This window comes from Mycobacteroides sp. PCS013 (assembly GCF_049532645.1).
Classification (GTDB): Bacteria; Actinomycetota; Actinomycetes; order Mycobacteriales; family Mycobacteriaceae; genus Mycobacterium; species Mycobacterium gwanakae.
In genome coordinates, this window is the sequence record NZ_CP150131.1 from 4,054,430 (window position 1) to 4,079,946 (window position 25,517).

Sequence of the window (25,517 nt, forward strand, 5' to 3'; positions counted from 1 at the left end):
TCACGCTAGCTGCGCCGCGCAGTGGTAGCTTCTTGATTCCTGATCGGTCTGGTGACGTGCTTGGCGACGCACGCCGGGATTCCTGCGACGTGCTCTGCAGAGCGCTCTCGGTACACACTGGGCGGAACACCGACCAGTTCGGCGAAACGCGTGCTGAAAGTGCCGAGCGATGAGCCACCGACCGCGAAGCAGACGTCGGTGACACTCATGTCTCCCCGCCGCAGCAGCATCATGGCCCGCTCGATCCGCCGGGTCATGAGGTAGGAGTACGGCGACTCCCCGTAAGCGCTCTTGAACTGGCGGCTCAGGTGCCCTGCGGACATATGAGCATCGCGAGCCAGTTCTTCGACGTTCAGCGGCTGCGCGTACTCGCGGTCGATCCGGTCGCGTACCCGGCGAAGACGCGCGAGGTCGCGCAGGCGCTGCTCCTCGCCTGCATGGGTCACAGGCGGGATTCTATCGGCTAGATCAGACCCAGCAGACTGATATCGTCGGCGTACTTGAGGATCAGCTCCTTGGTGACATGCGGGATCTCACCTGGTGTCTGGTCCAGGCCGCCGACCTTCGCCTCTCGCACCGCTCCGCTGAATTCGGCTGTCGGCAGCGCACTTCCGTCGATCGCCGACTGCGGATTCTGGTACATCTTGAGCAGCGGTAGCACGGACTGCTGGCGCTGTTGCTCGGGCAACCCCTTGAGGGCTGTCTCGAACCGCGCCAGCCACTGGCCATAGTCGTCAATGCGGGCGATCTTGTACCCGGCCTCGATGAGCCAATCCACGAAGGTATCCATCGAGACACCGTCGTGGTGGGGGTTGAACACATCGAAGCTGTGGTAACCGTCCGTCACATTCACACCGCCAATCGCGGTGATCGAAGCGGCCGTGAAATCACCTGGGACGCCGTCATAATGGGCGCGCTGACGATTGCCTTCGGCATCCAATTCGTAGAAGCTGCCCGGTGCGACGCCGGTGAGCAACAAACTCTGGATGGTTCGCGTGAACACGTCGGTGACATTGAGCTGACCGTGGTACTCGCTGTGGGCCAGGATCATGTCGGACCGGAACACCCGCACCGGCAGCCCCGCCAGGTCATGGGCCTCACGTAGCAGCACCTCGCCGGCCCATTTCGAATTGCCGTACCCGTTGGCGTAGCCATCGTTGATCTGCCGCTGCGCCGACATCTCCCTGACATCGGAGTCTTCCTCGAACTGCGTCACCGGGATCTGATCGGCGATGCCGACCGTCGACAGATAAGTGACCGGCTTGAGCCGTTCGGAGATCGCCAACTTGATGATCTCGGCGGTGCCCGCCACATTGGGGCCGAACAGCTGGCTGTACGGCAGCACATGGTTCACCAATGCACCGGAATGGACAATCAGATCGACATCTGCGGCCAGCTTCTGCCAAATATCCTGGGACAGACCCAGGTTCTGGTCACCGAAGTCACCGGCGATCACTTCAAGGCCCTGCTCGGCGAGCTGACGGTAGTGCGCCGACAGCTTCGGGTCTCCCGACTCATAGACGGCATCGAGGCGCGCACGGGCGGCCGCGGCATCGGTACCGCGGATGAGTGCGTATACCTTCCCGCCTGCGGGAACCAGCCGCTCGAGCCAGTCCAGTACCAGCCAGCGGCCAAGCCAGCCATTGCCGCCCGTTACCAACACGGTCTTCACGTCCGCGGTAGGTGGCTGAATTTCCTTGGCCGCTTTCAACACCGACTCGTCAATGAACTTTTCGAGGGTGAGTTCGGCTGCGTTGATAACCGTGGCATCTCTGCCGTGGACCGATGCGAACGTCGGCTGCGTCGCGGCGCCAGTGCGCTGTGCCTCAATGTGCCGGGCGATGGCAGCGAGATCATTGGCGACGCTGTTGATGACACCGACCGGAACGTCCACCTCGAAGATGTCGCGCAGCAATTCGGAGTACGACAGCGCCGAAAGCGAGTCACCGCCGAGGTCAATGAACCGGACATCTGGGCCCAGGTCTGCCGCTGACGCCCCCAACAGAGCCGCAGCGGCATCGGTCACGGTATCGAGCACCGGACGGCCCGCCGCCTCCCGCGCCAGCTCGCGCAGACGCTCGTTCTGACTTTCGGCCAGGTCGGCGTACAGCGCCTCCAGTCGTTCGCCGTAGTGCTCCTTCAGCTTGGGGCGCAACAGCTTGCGGGCATCCGATAGCAATCCGGACTCGACCGTGAACGGCACGGTCTCAACGATGAAGTCCCGGGGGATTTCGTAGGACTGTAGCTCCGCACTCTTGGCGACCTGCTGCAGTGAATCCTGGATTAGCGGCTTGAGCGCATCCGGCGAATCCGCATATCGTTCAAGGGCTTCCGGAGTGGGCACGACTACTGCCAGCAGGTACGAACGCTCGCTGTTGCCGTACACGAAGATCTGCCGAACCAGCGGACTACCGGTGTAGGCGGCCTCCAGCTTGGACACCGCGACAAACTCACCCTGGGCGAGCTTGAGCACGTTCTTGACGCGGTCGAGGTACTTGAGGTGGTCCGGTCCCAACTCGGCGACCACGTCGCCGGTCATGTAGAAGCCGTCTTCGTCGAAGACATCCGCCGTGGTTTCGGGGCGCTTGTAGTAGCCGGGGAACATGGTCTCCGACTTGATGCGCAGCTCACCCCGCGGATGCGGGGAATCCGTTGTGAAGTAACCAAGTTCGGGAACATCAACAAGCTTGTACTCGGTGACCGGAGGGCGCTGCAAGACACCGTCACGCCACACTGCGCCGGCCTCGGTGGAACCGTAGCCGTCGAGCATCGCTACCTGCAGCAACGACTCCATGAAGTCATTCATCTCGGGAGACAGTGGCGCAGAACCAGATCCGGCGTTGAGCACACGCCCACCGAAATCTTCCTCGCGGATGCGCACCTTGATCTGTTCGGCGATTTCGGCATTGCTTTCGCCAGGTGCGAGCGAGCGATCCAGCTCGGCCTGGTACCGCTGGAAGACCATCTCCACCACCCGCGGCACAAACAGCACCTCGGTGGGACGGATGAGCGCGATGTCCTCGAAGAACGTCGACAGGTCGCTGGACGCGATGTAGTAGGCCGTACCGCCGCCGGAGAGGGTGCCCATCAGAGTAAGGCGGCCCGCGAGGTGGCTCATCGGCATGAAGTTGACGCCCACGGATGGGATCACCGTTGTGGTGAGCCACTTCTTCTGCCACAGGTTGGCCACCAGCCACTGCGGGTACATCGCTCCCTTCGGGGTGCCGGTGCTACCGGAGGTGTAGATAAGCAGGCGCAGCGCGTCGGGATCTTCGCTGGGCTGTGGCGCTGCGGGAAGCTCGCGGCCACGGGCGATGGCATCGCCCAACGAATCGATGGTGATCGTCCGCCCGGCCGTCTCCAGCCGGTCACGCACGGCGCTCAGTGCCGCACGATGGGCATCCGCCTCCGGGTGGTAGTCGAACACCGACAACAGTTGCACGGACGGCGTCGCGAGCACGGATTCCACCGCGGCCTCGAGGTACTCGACGCTGGCGGCGAACACCGTGGGCTGCGTCTCTTCGAGGATCGCGTTGCGCTGCTGCACGGATGCGCCGGTCTGCAACGGCACCGAGACGGTGCCCAGACGTAGCCCCGCGACATCCAATGAGGCGAAGTCCGTGCTGGTAAATCCGAGCTGTGCGACGAAGTCCCCGTCACGAATTCCCTGTGCGTACCAGGCGGCGGCGATGGCCTCGGCACGATTCCACAGCTCACGGTAGGAGGTCGTGACGAACTCGGTCTTCAGCGCCACGGTGGTCACACCGTGCTCGTCGGTCACCAATTCGACGGCGCGTTGCCCGAGAGCCGGGCGATCCCCATAGCCCTCCAGCAGCCGCCGGATCAGCTCGATGAGCGTCAGGCCGGGTTCGTTGACCGCGTCGGACACCGTGTCATCGGGCAGGAGGGCCTGTAGCTGCGGGTCGTTGGACACGACCTGCGCGACACGTCGTTCGAGCTCTTGCTGATCGGCGAGGTCGGGCGTCGTAGTTGCGGCGGGTGTGGAAATCGTTTCAGTCATGCCTAGACACCTCAGTAGTCGATGTACGTACGTGGGGGGCGGTTACGCCTACAGAAGAAAAGTACATACCTACGCTAACTATTCCCTGTGAGCGTACGGCCCTCCCCTCCCACCGATCGGGCATTCATGCTGGTCCAGGCCGAGCGGTCCAGCACGGATGTCACCGCGGGGTGAGGAGCGTCACTCTCGCAACGCCTGTGGTGCATGCTCTCTAACCAAGGCCAGCAGCTGCCGCCGTGAGGGGTTCACCACGGCATGCCCCGCGACGTCGACAGTCGGCACCGTCTCGTTGCCGTTGGCGACGGAACGCACGTAGGCCGCCGCCTCCGCGGACTCCCAGATGTTGACCTGCGTGTAGCGAAGTCCGCTGAAGCGCAGTTCCGCCCGGAGTTTGATGCAGTAGGGGCAGCCCGGTCGCCAGTACAGGACAACCTCGTCAGACGCTGAAATGGGCTTCGTCATGATCCATGTCTACACGCGCTTCCCCGCAGTGACACCTGGCTTGAGCGTGTAGATGTCGTCGATCGCAATGACGACGGCACAGCGCGGGTACTTCAGACCGCGCTCCTGCGCGAACGCGACGGCATCGTCGAACGCGGGCCCCGACTCGTGAATGTGGGCCGAACCGACAAACCGGTAGCCGTCCAACGCTTCGCGATCGATCACCGCGACCGAGACCTTCGATCCCGCATGAATATTGGCCAAAGTCTGCCCACCGGTGTTCTCGTTGAAAATCAGCGAATGCTCGTCCCGGACCCGCAGGGAGCGTTTGGGTCCGATGTTAGGGGTCGTGCCGTCGGTCACGGTCGCAAGAATCGCCAGCTGGGAACCGAGCATCCGCTTCATCTCATCGGTGAGCGTGGGCATAGTGGGCGTGACCTCCTGGAGTGGTTGTACTGGAACGAGATTCGGAATAGGCGGCGGTGGTGTGCAGGTCCGGGCGGTGTCGAGTAGTCGCCTCGTATCACCGACCGGAGCCGTGCGCATCAGCACCGAGAGCAGGTGCAGCACACCCTCGGACACCACGAGCGGGCGCTGGCTGGTCCGTAAGATACCCGCCGCGGAAACCTTGTCTCCCTGAGCGATTGCTTGAGCTATCGCAACCGTCTCACACCAGGACGCGTGTCGGGACCCCAGATCCATCTCATGGTTTCGGGTCACCTAACTATATTATTCGGAATGACTAACTACGTCTAGTGCTCGCTTCCGCGGCGGCACCCCGCTCCGGTCGCGCCGTTCCCGTGGGGTGGTCGCTCCCCACACCCCGAAAGATTCGCCCGCCGCGATGGCGTACCTACCGCACGGGTCCCGCACCGGGCAATTCCGGCAGATCTGTTTGGCGCGTGCCTCCCGCAGATTTCGGGCCCTTCCCCGTTCGTTATCCGGCGAGAAGAACAGATCGGTCGACATGCCACGGCAGCGCGCCCACTCAAGCCACTTCATTTCCGCTACCCCACGATCGTCTGCGCGACTTTGACACCGACCAGCACCACGGCCAGCACGAGGTAGCCACGGAGAGCCACCATTCCCGCGGTACGCAGCGGCGACCACGTTGGGCGTTCCAGCGTGTCCAGCGCTGGGGTGCGCCAGGTTTCACGCTCCTGCCGCAGGACTTCCCGCCGCAGTACCCGATCACGCGGCGCGGACTCGAGGTCCCAGATCTCCGCGGGATCCAGTCCCCCGAGATCGCTGGCCGTGACACGAGCGCCAGCACGCTCGGCCCGCTTCTGCATCGCGTAAATCACCAGTCCACCAACGACTCCGGCAACGACTCCGGCCCCAAAGAACATCTTGAGCTGTTGGGTCGTCAGGTCCGGGAAGAATGTCACCGCGGTCAGCGACAACGACAGCAGTACCAATGACCAAACGATCACTCCCGCAACGATGTTCTGGCGCACGTTGTTGACCCACGGCCCCAGGACTGCCTTGTCGTTGCACAGCAGCACCAAGAACACCGTCGCCGAGGGCAGCAGCACGCCGGCAAGTGCCTGCACCCCCTGAGTGAGGACACCCAGCACCGGATCCGGGCTGAACGACACCGCCGCGGCTACCGCGAGCAACGCGCCATAGCCCAGGTAGAAAGTGGGTGCCTCGCTGAGCTTCCAGTGCAGCGAGTGGCGCTTGCCGAAGGTATCGCCCAGCGCATAGGTGGTGGCCAAACCCACCGCGTTGGCGCCGATGAGCGAGGCATCCAGCAGCAAGAGGGCGAAGAGCGCACCCACCGTAGGGCTCACATGCTCGTGCAGCAGCCGCGCGACGGCACCCGCGTCGGTGAAGTTCCCGACAGCGTCGGTACCCGCCAGGCCGAATGCGGCAGCTCCCATGATGCACATGGCGCCGACCATCACCACGACGATTCCGATCGCCAGATCGATTCGCTCGTAACGGATCCAGCGCGGAGTCAAACGCTTGTCCACGATGTTGGACTGCTGGAAGAACAGCTGCCACGGTGCCACCGTGGTACCCACGATCGCGACGATCAACATCAGCAGTTCTGCGTTCAACCCGCCCGGAAATGACGGAACGAATCCGGAGGCCGTTTCGGCCAGCGTGGGCCGAACCAAGACCACCATCGGAATCATCACCACGTTGAGCGCGATGAGCGCGAACAGGAATCGCTCCCAGCGCCGGAACGATCCTCCGGCGATCACCGCGAACAACAACACGGCAGCCAGCGGCACCGAGATCCACCGGGGAAGTCCGAAGTAGCTCAACGCCATCGCCACGCCGATGAATTCGGTCACGATCGTCAGCGCGTTCACCACAAACAGGTCGCCGACGCTGAACGCACCCCAGAACCGTCCGAACCTGGTGAAGATAAGCCGCGCATGCCCCACCCCCGCGACCGCACCGAGCCGGACCACCATCTCCTGATTCACGTAGAGAACGGGAATCAGCAGGGCCAACGTCCATATCAATGCCATGCCGTAGTTCTGTCCGGCCTGGGCGTACGTGGCGACGCCTCCCGCGTCGTTGTCGCCGACCATCACGATGAGGCCGGGGCCCAAGACTGCCAACAACATCCGGAATCGCTGTCGCTTACTGCGGCCCTCGGTGCTCTCATTCTGCCCGATGCTGCCCAGGGCGCCGACGATGTCGCCGACATGCGCGCTATCCATGACGGCGCTAGTAGGGGCTTGGGTGCCGTCGTCGTATCGGCGGGAAACGCCGTTGAAAAATGCCATAGCAGATGCCGCCCTTCTCAGGGTTCGGTCCACTGCGGACGATTTCCGCGCACAGCAAATCAAGCCTGGCGCAATGTTTTTCGCGACAGGTCAGACGTGAGCGGTATCGCAGCGGAAGGCTGGGAACACGTGTACGTGCTGGTCTAGGCCAGGTTGCCGACCCGGACTGGGATACGGACTATCGCCGGACTGCATGTCGTCCCTCACCTCCTCGCTGCCAGAGCGGCTGTGCCGCAACATCTTCATGTCAACGCACGTCAAAGGCGCCCAGACAGGAGAGAGCGCCCGCCAATGAGCGGGCCGACCACCTCTCTCGTCAGAGCTTCGGCACTGCACGACGTAATCCCCAACGGGAAGCCACCTCGGATCACCCCTTAGGCCGGGGAGATCTGTCCTAACCCTGGGCGTCTCTCGACGTCGTCGGATCAGTGGCCTGTGTTCGTGCAGGAGCCTCGCCTAGCGAGGTGCTGACGCGCGTTACTGTATGCCCGAGTGCTGCTGTGCGTCAACGCAAACCCTAATACCCCACAATTTCTTGACGCTATGCGCCGCAATCAGCCGAGGTCCCCGTACTCGTCGAACCAGTACGCGAGCTTGCCGCGCCGACTCACCGCACGCAGTCGCGACTCGGTCAACGCCCGCGCCTTGCTGGTAGTGACGATCATCAATTCATCGTCCGATTCGATCCTGGTGTCCGGTAGCGGAACGAAGGTGTTGCCCTGCCTGATGATCAGGGTGACGACAGCCGGATCCGGTAATCGCAATTCGAGGATGGTGACATTGCGTAACCGGGAATCCGACTGCACCTTCATGGTGAGCAGCTCGGCGTCCAGCACATCCAAAGGCGCTGCCTCGACTTGGATTTCACGGGTGGCCTCGCGAGTGATCAGGCCGAGCAGACGCGCGACGGGCCGCAAGCTTGGCCCCTGCACCAGGGTGAAAACCACCACCAGAACGAACACGATATTCAGCAGACGGTAACTGTTCGGCACGCCCTCCACGATCGGGAAGGTGGCAAGAACGACGGGCACCGCACCGCGCAAACCTGCCCAGGACAGAAAGGCCTGCTCGCGCCAGGGGATTCCGAAACCGACAAGTGATCCCACCACAGACAGCGGCCGGGCCACCAGCAGCAGCACGAGCCCGACGACGATTGCCGGAACCAGGTCGCCCCACAACTCACTGGGATTGACCAGCAAGCCCAGCAGCACGAAAAGACCTATCTGCGCCAGCCAACCGAGCCCCTCTGCGAACGATCGGGTAGCAGACCGGTGCGGTAGACCGGAATTGGCCAGCACCACGGCGGCCAGATAGGCGGCGATGAATCCGCTGGCGTGCACGCTGCCGGAGGCCGCGAACGCGACCAGACCGATACCGAATGTCGCGATCGGGTACAAACCCGACGCGGGCAGCGCAACGCGGCGCAGTGCGATCGCCCCAACAAACCCACACACCAAACCGATCGCAGAACCGGCCAGGAGTTCATACACGATCTGAACAACGGCACTCTTCGGCTCGAATACGAAGGGCACGATGCTGAACATCAAGACCAGAATCACGGCGGGAGCGTCGTTGAATCCGGACTCCGCCTCCAGCAGACCCGCGAGCCGGCGCGGCAGCGGCAGCACCCTCAGAACGGAGAACACGGCCGCGGCATCGGTGGAGGACACGATGGCGCCCAACAGCAATGCCAACTGCCAGTCCATACGCAACAACACGTGCGCACCGACGGCGGTTACCACCGTGCTGATCACCACTCCGACGGTGGCCAGCGCACCGGCGGGTGCGAGCACCTTACGAATGTCGGAAAACCGCGTGGTCAAACCACCCTCGACGAGAATGACCGCCAGTGCTGCGGTGCACACATTCCGGGCCAGTTCCACATTGTCGAAGTCAAGGCCGAGCCCGTCTTCGCCAAGCACCACACCCACCAAAAGAAAGAACAAAAGGCTGGGGAACCCGATACGCGTAGCCACCCGAGTGCCGACAATGCTGGCGAGCAGCACAAGCCCACCGATAAGCAAGGCCAGGTACAGCTCGTGCAGGCTCACGTCATTCCCGTCGGTCGACTCTGATTAATAGGGCACGATAGCGGGATGGTGGAACGGAAGATGCGAGTCGCTGTTGCCGGCGCCGGCAAGGTCGGCCGTTCCGTTGCCCGCGAGCTGCTCGACTACGGCCACAAGATCCTGCTGATCGAACGCGAGCGCAGCAACTTCGATCCGCACGCGGTGCCCGGGGCCGACTGGCTCAACGCCGATGCCTGCGAGCTGGAGACTCTCGAAGAAGCAGGGATCGAGACCTGTGACGTGGTTGTCGCCGCCACCGGTGACGACAAGGCAAATCTGGTCGTGGGCCTGCTGGCCAAGACCGAGTTCGGTGTGCCCAGGGTCGTGGCCCGCATCAACGACATCCGCAATCAGTCGCTGTTCGGCCCGAACTGGGGCATCGATGTGGCAGTCTCCACGCCCGGCGCCATGGTGGCGAGTATCGAGGGCGCGATCGACATCGGCCATCTGGTCCGCCTCATGGGGTTGCGTGAGGGCAGCGCGGAACTGACAAAACTCACCCTGCCGGAAGACAATCCATTGGTAGGACAGCGTGTAGCCAACCTGGACTTGCCGCCAAACACTGCACTGGTCACCGTGATTCGGAATGGATCCGTTGTTGTACCCAAACCAGAGGACATCTTGGAGGCCGGGGACGAGATGCTCTTTATCGCCAACAGTGCCGTCGAGGCCGCGGTTCGCGCAGCAATCCATGGAGCTGCGGTGTCACCCGACAGATAAATGGCTACACGCTGAGCAGGGCCAGTTCCTCGCGCACCCGCCGCTCCACCAGCAGTGGAACGTAGTCACGCAGCGGGCTGTCATCGAAGCGGGAGTGCTCGGCCCTAACCACCGCCTCGACGATGTCGCGAGTCAGATTCGGATGCCGCCCATGAAGCTGTTCCACGAGCTCGCCGATCCCTGCCTGCCTACCGAGTACCGCCACAGGGACAAAATTTGCACTACGTTTACAGTTTCGTCAACTGCCGAAATTGACGTCGACGACGGCCAGCCAAGGGCTCCGCAACCGAGTTTGTAGACTCGGATGACAGACCCTACGGAGGTGGATGTCACGGTGCAGGTCGTCTGTAATTCGTTGATCACCTGCGTATCTCGCAGTGTTTGGACCGGCCTCCTGGTAGCTCGATGAGCACCGCGACCGTAGTCGGCAGCGGACCCAATGGGCTAGCCGCAGCAATTACCCTCGCCCGCGCGGGGATCTCTGTCACTGTGTTGGAAGCCACTGATGAACCCGGGGGCGGGTGCCGCTCCTCGGAGATGCTCCACCCTGGGCTCATCCATGACCACTGTGCGGCCGTGCACCCGATGGCCATCGGGTCCCCGTTCTTAACCAGCCTGGATCTGGCTCGCCATGGTGTGCATTGGCTGCTGCCCGAGATCGACTGTGTTCACCCCCTCGATGACGGCTCGGCAGGCGTGCTGCTCCGGTCAGTCGAGGACACCGCCGCACAGATGGGGCGGGACGGCAACCGTTGGCGTGCGTTGTTCGGCTCTCCCTCGCGGCATTTCGACACCCTCGTGGAAGACATCACCGCACCATTGCTGCGGATGCCCAGCCACCCGGTGCAGATGGCGCGATTCGGAATACCCGCCGCCCTGCCCGCCTCAGCCATTGCACAACTGCTCCGCACTGAACCGGCTCGCGCACTGTACGGCGGCGTCGCCGCACATGCCTTCCGGCCATTGCACTACCCCATGACTGCCGCGGTGGGTCTCGGAATCATGACGGCCGGCCACCACTACGGCTGGCCCGTTGTCTCCGGCGGCACCGGTTCTCTCGTCGACGCCATGATCACAACGCTCAGAGACCTGGGAGCACAGGTGCAGACGGGCATTCGCATCGATGACGCCGCGCAACTACCCGCCGCCGATCTCACGCTGTTCGACCTTGAACCACGCTCTGTAGCAAAGATTCTCGGTGATCGGCTGCCCCCGCGAGCCGCCCGAGCGTTCACGCGTTTCCGGCACGGGCCCGGCGCCTTCAAGGTCGATTTCGCGATCGAGGGCGGCGTGCCGTGGACCGCACCCGCCGCCCGACGGGCAGGCACTGTGCACCTCGGCGGGAACTACGCGGAGGTGGCCTCAACCGAGCGGCAGATCCACGCGGGCGCCATGCCTGAGCACCCCTTCGTCCTTGTCGGCCAACAGTATCTGGCCGACCCGCAGCGCTCCTCCGGCAATATCCACCCGTTGTGGACCTACGCGCACGTGCCATTCGGTTACACCGGAGACGCTACCGAGGCGATCATCGGGCAGATCGAACGATTCGCACCCGGGTTTCGTGAACGGGTCGTCGGTCTGGCGGTGCGCTCCACCACGGAGATGTCGGTGTACAACGCCAACTACGTGGGCGGAGACATCATGACCGGCGCCAAGGACATTCGGCAGCTGGTATTCGGCCCCCGCGTCGGACTCGCCCCGTACAGCCTTGGCACACCGGGTATGTACCTCTGTTCGGCGGCCACACCGCCCGGCCCCGGCGCTCACGGCATGTGCGGTGTACATGCCGCGAAGACCGCGCTCAAACATCTCCCCCGATGAGGGCCGACGGCGTATGGTTGACACCGTAAACAAAATGTAGTGCGTGGGAACCCGCACGGAACGAGGTGAGGGCCATGATCGTCCTCGGGGCCATCCTGTTGGCTGCCGGTTTCTTTCTCGACATTGGATGGTTGTGGACCGGCGGGGTTGTGCTCATCGTCATCGGATTGATCCTGATGGTGGCGGGCCGCATGGGGCACGCCATCGGTGGCCGTCGCCACTACTACTAAGAGCCGCAAAGGAGTACATCATGCGGTACGCAGGATTGTTGCTCGCCGTCTGGCTGATCGTAGGGGCCATCGCCGTCGCTCAACGCGGATACTTCACCAACAGCCCGCAAACCTGTGCCAGCGCGGGAACCATCGCGCTGACTGTGCTCGCCGGTCCGCTCAACTACGCGGGACTCAATCCGACGGTCAGTCAGTGCAACATCCCGCAGCCAAGCCCGTGAACCACTCAGCCCGGCTCTGATCTGATCGCCGCACCCACCCGAACCAGCACGTCGAGCTGCGCCGGGTTGAACAGGTCCAACAGTGCCCGCGCCACCGTGCGTTCGGCGAATTGCTGCCCGCGCGGAGCGTCCGCGGTCGAGTTCAGCATCCCCGGGTGATCGGCGTAGAGCTTCCGGGCATGTGAGGACATCCGGGCCGCAAGATCGGCGCGCGTCTGCTCGTCGGCGTCCGACGCCAGATTTTCCAGCTCGCGGTCGAGATCGCGGTCTTGCTGGTCCAAGAACATCCCGATGAAAGCCTGCAGCCCTTGCGGACCGAGCACCCGGGACATGACGAATGCCAGCGAGCGGTCGGTATCGGTGAGCTCCATAGCGACTGCCGCGGAGCCGAATTCGGGCGGCATGTCGGCCGGCACCTTGCTGGACAGTATTTGACCAAGCTCGTCACGAATGCGTTGCAGCCGTTCGATGGTCGCGGCGAGTTCTGCGTCCAGTGCCCGTAATGCCTCTTGCGGATCCTCGTCGGCCTCATCCATCTCCGCGATCTGCTTCAAGGAGAGACCCAGCCCCGTAAGACGTTTGATTTGCAGCACCCTGACCAGGTGTGCGACTCCGTAACTCTTGTAGCCGTTCGACCGACGTTTCGGCTCATCGAGCAGGCCTATGTCGTGGTAGTGGCGCACAGCACGCAGGCTGGTGCCGGCGAGCTCGGCAAGCTCCCGCGTACTCCAGCCCACCGTTACTCCTTCTGCATCTGCCGACATACCGCCCACTGGACACTATGCCGCTGCGGCATGGTCAACATTCGAAACCCTCGGCTACCAGCAACTCCCCGGCCAACGCTCACTATCTGGTTTGCCACATTCTGATATTAGGGTAACCGAAGAATTCATAACGGTGCCTACTAGCTGCTAATTTTCCCATTTCAAGTGCATCACACAGGGGTATCGATCTGTTGCTGAGCGCACGCGGCGGTGCTAACTTGGTCCCCGTGCAGACCACCGCCAACGTGACCACCGTGCCCGGTGCGCTGCGCCGTCAGCTCCTGCGGTCGGTGTTCATCACGGCGTTGTTCATGGCGCCCGCACTGATCACTCGGATCGGTGGGTTGCATCCGAATCCGGTAGTAGCTCTCGTGATCTACGGCGCTGCGGTGGTAGCCGCCAGCTTCGTGTTGGCCTGGGCCGCGGAGGCCGCGCAGATCGACGTCTCCGGCGGCCTGGCCATCGCGGTGCTGGCCCTGATCGCAGTACTGCCCGAATACGCCGTCGACCTCTACTACGCCTACATCTCCGGCCAGGTCCCCGAGTACAGCCAATACGCCGCGGCGAACATGACCGGCTCGAACAGGTTGTTGATGGGACTGGGCTGGCCCGTTGTCGTTCTCATCGCACTCGCGGTGGCGCGCAAGACATCCGGTCGCCCCACCAACCTGCTGTCGCTGGAGCCGTCTAACCGCATCGAGCTTGGATTCCTGCTCGTGGCCGGGGTCGTGGCGTTCGTGATACCGGCAAGCGGCCAGATTCACCTCGTGCTGGGCATCGCATTGCTGGCCTGGTTCGGGTTCTACCTGTTCACGATCAGCCGCGGCGAAGCCGAGGAACCGCAGTTGGTGGGCACCGCCGCGGCCATCGGCATGCTGCCCAAGCACATGCGCCGCAGCACCGTGGTGACGATGTTCATTCTTGCCGCGTCGATCATCCTGTTGTGCGCAGAACCCTTCGCCAACAGCCTGGTAAGCGCCGGAACGCAACTGGGCATCGACCAGTTCCTGCTGGTGCAGTGGTTGGCGCCGCTGGCATCCGAAGCGCCCGAGTTCATCATCGCCGCGATTTTCGCCGCGCGGGGCAAGGGAACCGCCGCCATCGCGACCTTGATCTCGTCCAAGGTCAATCAGTGGACGCTCCTGATCGGTTCGCTCCCGATCGCCCATCTGGCGGGCGGTGGCGGCTACTCCCTGGTTCTCGATGCCCGGCAGGTCGAAGAAACCCTGCTGACCGCCACGCAAACCATGATGGGTGTGGCCCTGATCCTCGCGCTGCGATTCCACCGTGGCACCGCGTGGGCGCTACTGGCATTGTTCGTGATCCAGTTCCCCATCACCTCAACCCACGGCCGGCTGATCCTGTGCGGCGTGTACGCCGTCTTGGCGGTCGCCGGCTTGATCGTCAACCGCAGGCACGTCATCGCGACACTTCGCGCGCCATTCAGCAGGTCCGCGACCCCACAGTTGACTGTGCCGTAGCGGCATAGTTTCTCCTGGTGTTACTCCGCCACACCGAGAGGAACACCCACCGTGCTGCCCAAGCTCATCACCGTCGAAGAATTCTTCGATCCGCCGGTTCGCGCATCCGCATCGATCTCACCGGACGGCACCAAGATCGCGTACCTGGCACCGAGGAAGAACCGGCTCAACGTATGGGTCCAAACCCTCGATGACGACAACAACGCCGCCGCACGGTGTGTTACCTACGACGAAACACGCAGCGTCACAGGATTTCTCTGGGTCGATGACCCGCGTTGGCTGCTATACGTGCAGGACTCCGGTGGTGACGAGAACTGGCATCTATACCGGGTTGACCTGGACAGTCCCGATACCCCGGCACTCGATCTCACTCCGTACCCCGGCGTGCGTCTACTGGGCCTGGAGCAGCCCCACGGCCGTCCCGGAAAACTATTCGTTCAGCTGAACCACCGCAGGATCGACCAAATCGACCTGTACGAGCTCGATGTCGCATCCGGCGAACTGACCATGCTCGCTGAAAACCCCGGCAACGTCATGTCCTGGTTCTGCGGCCCTCATCATGAAGTGTTCACCCAATCGCTGACACCTGAAGGCGATATCGAGTTCTCCCGATACGAGTCCGGGGCGCTGGAGTCTCTCGTCGTGTACAACGGCGCGGACTACCCGGTCGGCATGCACCCGACACAGATGACCCCGGACGGCACCGGGTTGTGGATGGGCTCAAGCCGCGATACCGATCGCACGCGTCTGGTCCGGCTCGACCTGGCCACCGGCGAAGAGTCGGTGGTCGACAGCCACCCTTCGTTCGACCTCTCCGCTGCCCTGGGTCTGGCACCGGCGCTGATCCGGCAACGCAAGACCGGGGAGTTACTGGCCGTTCGCTATCTCGGTGAGCGGCAGGATATCCGGGTTCTGGATCCGGACTTCGCTCCGGTGCTGGAAAAGCTTCAGGAGCTCTCCGACGGCGACCTCGCGGAAATCTCGTGCGACGAGAACGGCAACCGTTGGGTGGTCAGCTTCACCCACGACCGGGATCCCGGTGTCACCTACTTCTACGACCATGAGAAGGGCGAAAGCAGACAGCTGTTCCGTCCGTACCCGCACTTGGATCCGGCGACGCTTGCGCCCATGACGCCCGTGACGATCACCTCGCGCGACGGCTTGAGTCTGCACTCCTACCTGACGCTGCCCGTGGGTGTGGAACCCGCAGGACTACCCCTGGTGCTGGTGGTCCACGGCGGTCCGTGGCACCGTGACAGCTGGGGATTCGATCCGTCGGTGCAGCTCCTGGCCAACCGTGGATACGCAGTGCTGCAGGTCAACTTCCGCGGATCCACCGGCTATGGAAAGGCATTCACGAAAGCGGCCATCGGCGAGTTCGCGGGCAAGATGCACGACGATCTGATCGACGCCGTTGACTGGGCGGTCAAGCAGGGCTACGCCGATCCGAGCCGGGTCGCGATCTTCGGTGGCTCGTATGGTGGTTACTCCGCACTGGTCGGAGTTGCCTTCACTCCTGATGTCTTCGCGGCCGCGATCGATTACGTGGGCATCTCCAACCTGGCCAATTTCATGCGCACCCTTCCCGCGTTCGTCCGTCCGAACCTGACCAACAACTGGTATCGCTACGTCGGCGATCCCGCGGTGCCGGAGCAGGAAGCCGATATGCTCGCCCGCTCGCCCATCAGCCGGGTGGATCAGATCCGCACCCCGTTGCTGGTTGTGCAGGGCGCCAACGATGTTCGTGTGGTCCAAGCGGAGTCCGACAACATCGTGGCCGCACTGAAGGCCCGCGGCGTCGAGGTCGAATACATGGTGAAAGAGGACGAGGGGCACGGGTTCTTGAACCCTGAAAACCAGATCGACCTGTTTCTTGCGACGGAGCGATTCCTGGCTCAGCACCTGGGCGGACGGCAGGTGTCGTGACCGAGGTCGTTGAGTTCTCAGACAAACCCCACAACAAGCCCACACTTCTCGAACAGGTCGGCGGACTATCCGGACTCATCTACGCCGGCCTACCGAGTGTGACTTTTGCACTGGGCAACAGTGCTTTTGGCTTAGCCGGTGCCATCTGGATATCCATGGCTACGGCGGGTGCCATCGCCGCGTGGCGGTGGTTACGCAACCAACCACTGCAGCCGGCAATCTCCGGGTTGTTGGGGGTGGCCATCTCGGTGGCCATCGCCTACCAAACCGGTTCGGCCAAGGGCTTCTTCCTGATGGGTATCTGGACCAACCTGATCGGCGCAGTCGTGTTCCTGGTCTCGGTCTTGGTGGGTTGGCCGCTAGCCGGAGTGATCTGGCACGGCTTAACCGGCACCGGGCACCGCTGGCGCAAAGACAAACCCTCGCGATTCGCTTTCACACTGGCGACACTGACCATGGCGGCCGTTTTCGCCTCCAGATTTGTTGTGCAGGAATGGCTGTACGCCGCTGATTCGGTTGGCTGGCTGGCCATCGCACGCATCGCGATGGGCTATCCGCTCGCCGGAATAGCGCTTCTGGTGGTCATCTGGGCAGTGCGGCGTTCGAAGAGCCGTGCATCTCAGTTTGATTCAGCCAGCGCGGCAACCGATCACGACCAATGAGTTCACACTTGCTGGTCGCGGCCAGAGCCTGCGCCTGGCGGGTGAAATCCTGATTGCTGACCACCATGGTGCGGGTGCAGTCGTAATGCCGCGCACCCGCAACGACCTCTTGAACGGCCCTGACACCCACTGTCTTCGAGTACCGCTTGCATTGGACGGCGACGACGTCACGCCGATTGGTGGCTATCAGATCTACGCCGTAATCACTGGATGCCGACGTTGTCTCGATATGCCATCCGGCTCCGTGCATACGAGCCGCCACGAAGGTCTCGAAATCGACGCCAGACATCTCATCGATCTCGGAAAGCCCTGACATTGTCATATACCTGCGCAGCTGGGCTTCGTAACGACGCTGCGCCATGACATCGCCGAGCCCACGCAGGCACCATCCCGCTCCGCGCAGAATCAGATACACCGCATACGGCGAAGCCAGATAACCGACCTGTGCCAGCGCGGCAAGCGCGGGGTCTGCCGTGTTCCGGTACACCAGGACACCGGGCCAGACAGCCAGCGCGATGATCGGCCCGGCAAGCACCACGATGATCAGCACGACCAGTGCACGCGAAAGACGGTGCCACCTACGAGCAGCCCTCCGTCTGAAACGCCGCAGCCTCATTGGATGGACTTTAAGCCAGCCCTCCGACACCCCGGGGGAACTGGCGCCCGGGTACGCGGCGTCACGTCACCGCTGGCAATTGGGGCACCAATATGTCACGCGCGGCAGGGCCTGATCACGCGTGATCCGGGTTCCGCAACGGCGGCACGGCCTTCCATGCCGGCCGTAAACCCACAGTTCACGGCCGGGGCGCGGATCACCGGTCGTAGTCCTGCGATGGCTGTCCTTGTTCGCATGCAACAACGCCTGGGCACGCTCGATGAATCGCTCGGGGTCGGTGAGGTCCCGCACCGGTGAGGTGGGCAGCATCCCAGCCAGAAAACACAGTTCGTTGGAATACACGTTGCCAATACCCGCCATGACTCTCTGATCGAGAAGCGTCGAACTCAGCTCGTCATCTGCTCGCGCCATCAATCGCTCCAAGGCGACCGACGGATCCCAATCTGCCCCAAGAAGATCCGGGCCCAGATGACCCACGATGTCGTTTTCCCGTCCCCGCTTGACCACATCGAGAACACCCAGGCTGACTCCGAGGGCCACCGAATCGTCCGTCCTCAGTACCGCTCTGATTCGATGGTCCCACGTGGGTACGGACTCCCGAGCGGACACGATTCGCCAGCTGCCATCCATTTTCAGATGCGAGTGAATGCTGGCCCAGCCGGCCCGAATGAACAGGTGCTTTCCGCGCGCAACCACGCCGTCCACGCGTTCTCCACTCAAATCGACGGTCGCGAAACGTGGAACACGGATATCGCAGCCCGTGAGCACCCGGCCGGTCAGCGCATCGCCCAGGCGCCGCGCCGTTCGGAAAACCGTGTCGCCTTCTGGCATTCCGAGGCCTCCTTGCGCTAGCCGTCACAGGCTACCCAACTCCGCACCGGCGTGATAGCGAAGCCGCTATACGCAAAGATCAGGCGGCAGAGACGGTCTCGTCTCCGACGGTTGCCGCATCGGAACTCTGGGCCCGTCCCCACCGTCCCGCTAGGGCCGCGCAGGTGATCAGTTGAATCTGGTGGAAGATCATCAGTGGCAGCACGATCAAGCCCACCGGGTGACCCGCGAACAACACGGTCGCCATGGGCAATCCGGTCGCCAAGCTCTTCTTGGAGCCACAGAAGATCACGACAATGCGGTCGGCCCGGTCGAACCGTAGTAGCCGTGCGGCCCCCGCTGTGACACCCAGCACCACCGCCAGCAGCACGATGCTGACCGCGAACACGGCCAACAAGCGGGAGATCTGCAGACCCTGCCACACATGCTCGACCATCCCGGCGCTGAAGGCCGCGTAGACCACCAAGTAGACAGATCCACGATCGACGACCTTGGTGAGCGTGGTGTGGGACAGGATTCGATACAGCTTGGGGCGCAACAACTGGCCCGCGACGAAAGGCAACAGCAGTTGCACCACGATCTCCAGGATCGCGGTGGGTGAGACCGCCGCCTCCCCGGTGGTCTGCATGAGCAGCATCACCAAGACCGGAGTCATGAAGACGCCCAACATATTCGACAACGAGGCGCTCACCACCGCGGCCGCGACGTTGCCGCGGGCGATGGATGTGAACGCGATCGAGGATTGCACCGTCGAGGGCAACAGACACAGGTACAGCACACCGGTGTAGAGGTCGTTGGTCAGCACCGAGGGCACCAACAGCCGCATCGCCAGGCCCAGCAGGGGGAACAGGACATAGGTCGCCGCCAACACCGTGGTGTGCAGTTTCCAGTGCTTGAGGCCCTCGATCGCCTCGCGCGGTTCCAATCGGGTTCCGTAGAGGAAGAACAGCACCGCGATGGCGATCTTGGTTGCCCAGTCCAGGACATCGGCCGCGTCGCCGCGCGCGGGGAGCAGCAGCCCAATCCCCATGGCAGCGAACAGTCCGAGTAGGAATCCGTCAATGCGGAGTTTGGCCAGCCACGTCACTACGCCACAGTACGAGCGCAGGAACTAATTATGAAAGCCGATAGAAGCGATATCTATGAACGCGTACCGTGATGGATGTGCTGGATCCTGAACTGCTGCGGACCTTCCTGACCGTCGAAAGAGCCGGGGGATTCACCGCCGCCGGACGTATTCTCGGGCTGCGCCAGTCCACCGTGAGCGGACATATCGCGCGGCTGGAGCAGTCCGTCGGCCGGGAGCTGTTTCGCCGCGATACCCGCAATCTGTCGTTGACCGCCGACGGTGCCGCGATGGTCGGCTTCGCCCGATCCATCCTGGACGCCCAGAGCCAGGCCGATCGCTACTTCGCGAGTTCGGAGCTGACCGGACTCATCCGGCTCGGCGCCTCCGATGACCTAGTGGCCCGTGAGCTGCCCGATGTCCTCGTCGAGTTTCAGGACTCCCACCCCGGTGTGGATCTGGAGCTGGTCGTGGGGCTCAGCGAGTACCTCAAGACACGCATGACCGCGGGCGAGCTGGATCTGATGGTGGCCAAGCGCCTGCCGGGTGAAAAGCATGGCGAATTGCTCTGGCGCGACAGGCTGGTGTGGGCGGGCCGGCCCAATACGCATGACGTGCGCGACCCGGTGCCCATCGTCACCTATCCCCCGCCGAGCCTTACGCGGCATGCGGCACTGCGCGCACTCGAGCGGGAAGGCCGCACCTGGCGCATCACCTGTGTGAGCGACAGTCAGCTGGGGCTGCGGGCAGCGGCCTTGGCAGGTATGGGTGTCATCTCACACGCCGAATCCCTTCTGCCCGAAGGCCTTGTCACGGTTCGCGATGACAGCCTGCCCGACCTTGGCGAGCTGGAGTTCGTGCTGGTGCGTCGACGCAGCGTGCTGTCCGAACCCGAACAGGCATTGTGTGACGCGATCATCGCCAGCACGCACCGGCTACATCGGTGACCCTGCCCTTAGGCCCTAGACCGGTAGCGCGAAGTAGGCCAGCGACCCCACCGCAAGTGCCAGGAACACACCGGGGAAGGCGATGTTGTGCAGCACATTGCTGCGGATATGCGCACCCACAGCGCCAATGAAGAACGCCACCAGCCCAATTGCCGCGGCAAGGCCTATCGGGCGCACGCCGGCCAGCCCGATGATCAGGCCGGCCACCCCGGCTCCTTCGATCACCGCGAGATAGGGAATCCAGCGCGGGGCCAATCCCACTTCACCGGAGTTCTGCACCACGAACTGTGCCTTGACGGCCTTGGCCACCACCTCGAATCCATTGGCGATAACGCAGAGGACCGTCGTCACCCACAGCCCAATTCCGAGAACCGACATCAGCCCTCATACCTTCCCAGCACGGTGAAATGTTGGGGTGCAACAGGTTCAACCGCCCATCCGGCGACCCTACCGCGGAAGTCGAGCGCATCCGGGATGCCCAGGAGTGGATTGTCGACCCCCTCGGCGAGCTGCAGCAGGAATACGAAGTCGGGGCCATCTCCGACCCTGCCTGCCGTGTAGGTCATGCCCGTGGGGGCCGCCGCGCTCACCGCTGTGAACAACGCCGCGATCGCATCCTCAACCTCGTGCACCCGTTCGGCATCTGTGCTGAAGCGGACCATCTGTACGCTCATCTGTGCCTCCTCTCTAGTCGGTTTCGTTGACCTCACCCCTCTTGACGACCGGCATGACGGAAAGGTGACCTCGTGGATCTCACGGAAAGATTCCAGGCCGCACGGCCACGGCTGCTGTCTGTGGCGCACCGGATCCTGGGTTCGCACCACGATGCCGAGGACGCCGTACAGGCTGCGTGGATCCGGGCACAATCGGCCGACCTCAACGCGGTGGACAGTCTCGACGCGTGGCTCACCACGGTCACGGCCCGGCTCTGCCTCGATCAGCTACGGGTGCGCGAGCGGCATGGGGAGATTCCCCTGACTGCCGAACACCTCCCGGGCACGCAGCTCGGCGCCGATGAGGACTTCCTGAAGCGCGAGCAGGTTTCGCGTGCACTACTCGTGGTGCTCGGCGAATTGTCCCCCAAACAGCGTGTGGCCTACGTCTTACACGACCTGTTTTCCGTACCGTTCGAAGACATCGCCGCAGCGCTTGATACCACTGCCCTCTCTGCTAAGAAGCTCGCCAGCCGGGCGCGACTGCGCCTCGATACCGCGGACCCGGTGCAGACCCGCGACGTTCCGAACCAATCGGCGATCGTCGATGCCTTCCTGTCGGCCGCCCGCGGCGGCAACATCGAGCGCCTGATCACGCTGATGGCACCCGATGTGGTCCGCACGGTCGACCGCTCACTCATCCCCAGCGACACAGCGACACTCGTGCAGGGCGCCCGAGCCGTCGCCGAGGAAACGCGCACCTTCGTCGACCGCATCGCCGTGGCGACAACGCTTTTCGTCGACGGCAGGCCGGGTGCCGTCATCGCGCCGGGCGGCCACCCCTTCGCCATCATCCGAATGGACATCCGCGACGGACTGATCACCCGTATCGACATCGCGCCCTATGCGCGTAACAGCGCCGAACTATCGATCTAATCTGGAATAGATCCAGATTAGACCAGGTTGCACCTGACATGCCGAACACAACCCGTACCCCCGAATCCGACGTCACCAACTTTCAGGCCTCCGCCGCACTGAGCGCGAGTCTGCAACAGGTCCTGGTCGACCTGATCGAACTGCATCTGCAGGGTAAGCAGGCGCACTGGAATGTCGTGGGCAGCAATTTTCGCGATCTGCACCTGCAACTCGACGAATTGGTCGACTTCGCCCGCGAATCGAGCGACACCGTCGCCGAGCGCATGCGCGCGCTCGATGCGCTGCCCGACGGCCGATCCGACACTGTCGCGGCGAGCACGACACTGCCGGAATTTCCGCCCTATGAACGCAGCACCGGTGATGTCGTCGACCTGATCACCACCCGCATCTATGCCACGGTAAAGACGCTGCGCGCAGTACACGACGCGGTGGATGACGAGGACCCCACCACCGCCGACATCCTGCACCAGCTCATCGACGGCTTGGAGAAGCTGGCCTGGCTGATCAAGTCCGAGAACCGGAAGGTGTAGCCGGCTGAGCGATGATGGACCGATGCATGCAGTGAAGCGCTTCGCAACGATCATCGGTCTATTGACCGCGGTACTGGTCCTTGGCCCCAACGCCGGACTGGCACACGCGGCCGATGCGTCGCCCGCCGGGGATGTGTTGTCCCTCGGCGACCCGGCTGCCCCGGGGCAGATCGATCTCTACCTGGACCCGTTGTGCCCTTACAGCGGGAAGATGGTTCAGAGTCAGGGCGAGGAGATCGGGCGGCGCATCGAGTCCGGCAAGCTGCACGTCAACCTCAGGTTCGTGGACTTCCTCGATAAGTACTCTGCCAGCGGCACATACGACAGCCGTGCGATCTATGCCAGCTTCGTGGTCGCCGATCAGTCCCGGTCAAGCGATATCACCTGGCGCTTCATCCGAGAGTTCTACGCCAAGGACCAGCAGCCCGAGGAGGAAGGTGACACGGACCTGAGCAACGACCAGCTGGCTGGGCTGGCCGCCCGGGTCGATGCGCCCCAGAGCGCACAGGATCTGATCAGGGTCGGACTGCCAGTGGCCTTTGATGCCCGTGCCATCGCGGCGAACAATCTGCCGCTGCTGCGCGCCTTTCCCAAATCCGGTGTGCCCATGGTTGTCATCGACAATCAACCCGTTGATGGAGAATCGGCTTGGCTAGATCGCATCCCGCGGTAACGGCGTCGCTCTGCGAAATACTGGTGAGGTGGCAGTGAACTCGAAGGTTTCACGCTCATGGCTTCTGGTCAATCCTTCCCGGGAGCCCGACCTCGGTGCCGCGGTCGCATCCACACATGCCGACGAGGTGATCTTGGACCTGGAGGACGCCGTCGCACCGAATGAGAAAGAGTCGGCACGCGCACGCGTGCTGGCATATCTCAACTCAGGCGGGCGCGCCTGGGTGCGTGTGAACGATGCTTCCAGTGATTTCTGGTCGGCCGACTGTCGAACGCTCGCGGAGGCCCAGGGCCTCAAGGGTGTGGTGCTGGCCAAGACCGAGGGCGGAAATCATATGTGGGACACCGCCAACCGCCTCGGTGGCGAAACTCCCGTGATCGCGCTGATCGAGACCGCGCGAGGCCTGTCCCGCGTACACGACATCGCGGCGGCTCGTCCCTGCTTTCGTATTGCCTTCGGTGTCAATGACTACACACTCGATATCGGTGTCGATCCAGACCCATTGGCCCTGGCCTACAGCAGATCCCAGCTTGTGGTGGCCTCGCGCGCTGCACACCTCCCGGGTCCGATCGACGGACCAACGCGCGAACCGGCCGAGCTGGCCGAGGGAGTAGCGCTGACTCGCCGCATGGGTATGACGGGAAAGCTGGCACTGCACTCATCCGATGCCGACACCATCAACAAGGGTTTGAGCCCGTCCGATGACGACATTGCGTGGGCTCAGAACTTCGTAGAGCAGTTCAACAGACACGGGGGAAAGCCGCAGGACGGTAGCGACCTACCCCGGCTCAATCGCGCCCGGATCATTCTGGAGCGCGCGCAGATGCTGGGCTTGATCACGCCGTAGCGGTCAACCGCGACAATGCCGCCACGGTGAGCGCCTCAACCCCGGTGCTGAGCGTCGGCTCCAGCACCGGCGCGAACTCCGGAGAATGGTTGGACGGCACCGGCTTTCCGGCCGCCGCGGCGTCCTCGAAACGCTGTTGCTCGTACCCACCCCAGAACCAGAACGCGGTGGGGACACCGGCTTCGGTGCCGAAAAATCCCACATCCTCACTGCCTGCCAGCGGATTCGGAGACTCGATCACCCGCGCGGCACCGAAATGCTCACGGAACACCGCGGCAATCGCCTGCATCGCCGCGTTGTCGACGACGGTGATCGGGAAGGTGTGCAGCGGCGTCACCGCCGGTTCCTTGTCAGCACCTGAAGCCGTCGACTCGGCCTGAGCGATCCGCGTGATCGACGCCAGCGTCTTGCGCCGCACCTCCTCGTTGAAGGTACGGACATTGATGCCGAGTTCTGCATCGTCGGGGATGATGTTGTCCTTTGCCCCCGCATGCAGGTAACCGACGGTCACCACGGCGGGTTCGAAAGGGGACAGCTCGCGCGACACGATGGTCTGGAGACGCTGCACCACATTCGAGGCCATCACCACCGGATCGACGGTCGATTCCGGTTGCGAGCCATGGCCACCCCGCCCGAACAGTTGCATCTTGAGCGAGTCCGAGGCGGCCAGTGCCGTGCCCGTCTTGTACGCAATCATCCCGGCCGGCAACGGGCCGACGTGTTGACCGAGAACGACCTCGGGCTTGGGGAACCGATCCAGGATGCCGTCAGCGATCATCGCCTTCGCACCCCCGCCCACCTCCTCGGCGGGTTGAAAAACCGCGACCACCGTTCCCGACCACGCGGTCTTGAGTTCATTCAGTAGCCGAAGGGCTCCCACCAGTGCGGTGACATGCATATCGTGCCCGCACGCGTGCATGACGGGAACATCCCTGCCGTCCGGGTTGGTGGCACGGACGGTGCTCGCGTAGGGAAGGCCGGTCTGCTCCTGCACCGGGAGTGCGTCGAAGTCGGCTCGCAGCCACACCACCGGACCGGATCCGTTGCGCAGCACGGCCACAACTCCAGTGCCGCCGACGCCCGATGTCACCTCCAGCCCGAGCGGCGCAATCGCCTCCTGGATCTTCGCCGCGGTCCGGTGTTCCTGAAAAGAGAGTTCCGGGTGCTGATGCAGGTCGCGGTAGAAGTCGGCCAAATCCCCCAAAGCGTCCGCCCAGTTGTCGGGCAGCGTGATCGTCATCCGGCCTCTCCCACTCTGTGTGTTGCTGCGTCTCAGACCGACCATACGGCGGTCGTTACGACCTACCCTCGGACATGT

27 protein-coding genes and 1 riboswitch are annotated in these 25,517 nt (G+C 63.3%); of the genes, 12 read left to right on the forward strand and 15 right to left on the reverse strand.

The annotated features are described in order from the left end of the window. Positions 1-5: 5 nt before the first annotated feature. The 7 genes from RHO23_RS20215 to RHO23_RS20245 all read right to left on the reverse strand — a co-directional run bounded on the left by RHO23_RS20215 (position 6) and on the right by RHO23_RS20245 (position 9,257). A complete protein-coding gene (locus tag RHO23_RS20215; RefSeq protein ID WP_030097541.1) occupies positions 6-446 on the reverse strand; it encodes a helix-turn-helix transcriptional regulator in 441 nt (146 codons plus the stop codon). A gap of 17 nt (positions 447-463) precedes the next feature. Continuing rightward, positions 464-4,021, reverse strand: a complete 3,558-nt coding sequence (gene car, locus RHO23_RS20220) for a carboxylic acid reductase (protein ID WP_070922405.1) — start codon at positions 4,019-4,021, stop codon at positions 464-466. Between the two features lie 180 nt (positions 4,022-4,201). Then, positions 4,202-4,483, reverse strand: a complete 282-nt coding sequence (locus tag RHO23_RS20225; RefSeq protein WP_057967585.1) for a glutaredoxin domain-containing protein — start codon at positions 4,481-4,483, stop codon at positions 4,202-4,204. 9 nt (positions 4,484-4,492) lie between these two features. Beyond that, positions 4,493-4,888 (reverse strand): pyridoxamine 5'-phosphate oxidase family protein, encoded by a 396-nt coding sequence (locus tag RHO23_RS20230; RefSeq protein ID WP_064409988.1) that lies wholly within the window; start codon positions 4,886-4,888, stop codon positions 4,493-4,495. A 303-nt stretch (positions 4,889-5,191) separates the two neighbouring features. Continuing rightward, positions 5,192-5,431 (reverse strand): WhiB family transcriptional regulator, encoded by a 240-nt coding sequence (locus RHO23_RS20235; RefSeq protein WP_232785744.1) that lies wholly within the window; start codon positions 5,429-5,431, stop codon positions 5,192-5,194. A 38-nt stretch (positions 5,432-5,469) separates the two neighbouring features. After that, on the reverse strand, positions 5,470-7,206 hold the full coding sequence (locus RHO23_RS20240) for an NRAMP family divalent metal transporter (protein WP_070922406.1): 1,737 nt from the start codon (positions 7,204-7,206) through the stop codon (positions 5,470-5,472). A gap of 301 nt (positions 7,207-7,507) precedes the next feature. Then, positions 7,508-7,677, reverse strand: a riboswitch (M-box (ykoK) riboswitch). Between the two features lie 83 nt (positions 7,678-7,760). Continuing rightward, positions 7,761-9,257: a potassium/proton antiporter gene (locus RHO23_RS20245; protein WP_030097547.1), complete on the reverse strand. Its 1,497-nt coding sequence runs from the start codon at positions 9,255-9,257 to the stop codon at positions 7,761-7,763. Positions 9,258-9,317: 60 nt separating this feature from the next. On the opposite strand from RHO23_RS20245, the gene RHO23_RS20250 reads away from it, so the two are divergent. Then, positions 9,318-9,995: a potassium channel family protein gene (locus RHO23_RS20250; RefSeq protein WP_070922428.1), complete on the forward strand. Its 678-nt coding sequence runs from the start codon at positions 9,318-9,320 to the stop codon at positions 9,993-9,995. 4 nt (positions 9,996-9,999) lie between these two features. On the opposite strand, the gene RHO23_RS20255 is transcribed toward RHO23_RS20250, so the two are convergent. After that, a complete protein-coding gene (locus tag RHO23_RS20255; protein ID WP_423488239.1) occupies positions 10,000-10,161 on the reverse strand; it encodes a three-helix bundle dimerization domain-containing protein in 162 nt (53 codons plus the stop codon). A gap of 239 nt (positions 10,162-10,400) precedes the next feature. On the opposite strand from RHO23_RS20255, the gene RHO23_RS20260 reads away from it, so the two are divergent. The 3 genes from RHO23_RS20260 (at position 10,401) to RHO23_RS20270 (ending at position 12,267) form a co-directional block, all read left to right on the forward strand. Next, a complete protein-coding gene (locus tag RHO23_RS20260) occupies positions 10,401-11,816 on the forward strand; it encodes a phytoene desaturase family protein (protein ID WP_070921270.1) in 1,416 nt (471 codons plus the stop codon). A 74-nt stretch (positions 11,817-11,890) separates the two neighbouring features. Then, positions 11,891-12,046 (forward strand): DUF6131 family protein, encoded by a 156-nt coding sequence (locus RHO23_RS20265; protein WP_044105428.1) that lies wholly within the window; start codon positions 11,891-11,893, stop codon positions 12,044-12,046. Positions 12,047-12,066: 20 nt separating this feature from the next. Then, a complete protein-coding gene (locus RHO23_RS20270; RefSeq protein WP_030097550.1) occupies positions 12,067-12,267 on the forward strand; it encodes a hypothetical protein in 201 nt (66 codons plus the stop codon). A 5-nt stretch (positions 12,268-12,272) separates the two neighbouring features. Here the strand turns inward: RHO23_RS20270 and RHO23_RS20275 are convergent, their stop codons facing one another. Continuing rightward, the gene (locus RHO23_RS20275) at positions 12,273-13,031 is read right to left on the reverse strand and encodes a MerR family transcriptional regulator (protein WP_057964626.1); all 759 of its coding nucleotides are present in this window, start codon (positions 13,029-13,031) and stop codon (positions 12,273-12,275) included. Between the two features lie 227 nt (positions 13,032-13,258). Between RHO23_RS20275 and RHO23_RS20280 the strand changes: the two genes are divergently transcribed. From RHO23_RS20280 to RHO23_RS20290, 3 genes are read left to right on the forward strand one after another with little or no spacing between them, the layout of a single operon-like run. Continuing rightward, positions 13,259-14,512, forward strand: a complete 1,254-nt coding sequence (locus RHO23_RS20280) for a sodium:proton exchanger (protein WP_064409991.1) — start codon at positions 13,259-13,261, stop codon at positions 14,510-14,512. 51 nt (positions 14,513-14,563) lie between these two features. After that, positions 14,564-16,438, forward strand: coding sequence for a S9 family peptidase (locus RHO23_RS20285; RefSeq protein WP_070922407.1), 1,875 nt, complete (start codon positions 14,564-14,566; stop codon positions 16,436-16,438). Further along, a complete protein-coding gene (locus RHO23_RS20290) occupies positions 16,435-17,100 on the forward strand; it encodes a DUF3159 domain-containing protein (protein ID WP_070915999.1) in 666 nt (221 codons plus the stop codon). Before RHO23_RS20285 ends, RHO23_RS20290 begins: the two co-directional genes overlap by 4 nt. On the opposite strand, the gene RHO23_RS20295 is transcribed toward RHO23_RS20290, so the two are convergent. The 3 genes from RHO23_RS20295 to RHO23_RS20305 all read right to left on the reverse strand — a co-directional run bounded on the left by RHO23_RS20295 (position 17,021) and on the right by RHO23_RS20305 (position 19,634). Beyond that, complete coding sequence (locus RHO23_RS20295; protein ID WP_070921272.1) at positions 17,021-17,716, reverse strand: restriction endonuclease; 696 nt, start codon at positions 17,714-17,716, stop codon at positions 17,021-17,023. The two genes, RHO23_RS20290 and RHO23_RS20295, sit on opposite strands and share 80 nt — an antisense overlap. A gap of 66 nt (positions 17,717-17,782) precedes the next feature. Next, complete coding sequence (gene nei2 / locus RHO23_RS20300; RefSeq protein WP_423488240.1) at positions 17,783-18,547, reverse strand: endonuclease VIII Nei2; 765 nt, start codon at positions 18,545-18,547, stop codon at positions 17,783-17,785. Between the two features lie 79 nt (positions 18,548-18,626). Next, a complete protein-coding gene (locus tag RHO23_RS20305) occupies positions 18,627-19,634 on the reverse strand; it encodes a bile acid:sodium symporter family protein (RefSeq protein WP_070941629.1) in 1,008 nt (335 codons plus the stop codon). A 71-nt stretch (positions 19,635-19,705) separates the two neighbouring features. Here RHO23_RS20305 and RHO23_RS20310 point away from each other — a divergent pair, with 71 nt between their 5' ends. Further along, positions 19,706-20,560, forward strand: coding sequence for a LysR family transcriptional regulator (locus RHO23_RS20310; protein WP_057964622.1), 855 nt, complete (start codon positions 19,706-19,708; stop codon positions 20,558-20,560). 15 nt (positions 20,561-20,575) lie between these two features. Here RHO23_RS20310 and RHO23_RS20315 read toward each other — a convergent pair whose 3' ends face one another. After that, positions 20,576-20,938, reverse strand: coding sequence for a DoxX family protein (locus RHO23_RS20315; protein WP_070921275.1), 363 nt, complete (start codon positions 20,936-20,938; stop codon positions 20,576-20,578). Further along, positions 20,938-21,234 (reverse strand): hypothetical protein, encoded by a 297-nt coding sequence (locus tag RHO23_RS20320; protein WP_070921276.1) that lies wholly within the window; start codon positions 21,232-21,234, stop codon positions 20,938-20,940. The genes RHO23_RS20315 and RHO23_RS20320 overlap by 1 nt, the downstream gene beginning before the upstream one ends. Before the next feature lie 72 nt (positions 21,235-21,306). Here RHO23_RS20320 and RHO23_RS20325 point away from each other — a divergent pair, with 72 nt between their 5' ends. Genes RHO23_RS20325 through RHO23_RS20340 form a run of 4 tightly spaced genes read left to right on the forward strand, consistent with a single transcriptional unit; the run spans position 21,307 to position 24,199 of the window. Next, positions 21,307-22,149, forward strand: coding sequence for a sigma-70 family RNA polymerase sigma factor (locus tag RHO23_RS20325; RefSeq protein WP_070921277.1), 843 nt, complete (start codon positions 21,307-21,309; stop codon positions 22,147-22,149). A gap of 38 nt (positions 22,150-22,187) precedes the next feature. Continuing rightward, complete coding sequence (locus tag RHO23_RS20330; RefSeq protein ID WP_046255297.1) at positions 22,188-22,679, forward strand: Dps family protein; 492 nt, start codon at positions 22,188-22,190, stop codon at positions 22,677-22,679. 22 nt (positions 22,680-22,701) lie between these two features. Beyond that, positions 22,702-23,352 carry a thioredoxin domain-containing protein gene (locus RHO23_RS20335; protein WP_423488241.1) on the forward strand — a complete coding sequence of 217 codons (651 nt, stop codon included), beginning with the start codon at positions 22,702-22,704 and terminating at the stop codon, positions 23,350-23,352. Between the two features lie 34 nt (positions 23,353-23,386). Then, positions 23,387-24,199, forward strand: a complete 813-nt coding sequence (locus RHO23_RS20340; protein WP_423489264.1) for an HpcH/HpaI aldolase/citrate lyase family protein — start codon at positions 23,387-23,389, stop codon at positions 24,197-24,199. Here RHO23_RS20340 and RHO23_RS20345 read toward each other — a convergent pair. Then, positions 24,189-25,439 (reverse strand): M20 family metallopeptidase, encoded by a 1,251-nt coding sequence (locus tag RHO23_RS20345; protein ID WP_070932025.1) that lies wholly within the window; start codon positions 25,437-25,439, stop codon positions 24,189-24,191. The genes RHO23_RS20340 and RHO23_RS20345 overlap by 11 nt on opposite strands. Positions 25,440-25,517 lie beyond the last annotated feature (78 nt).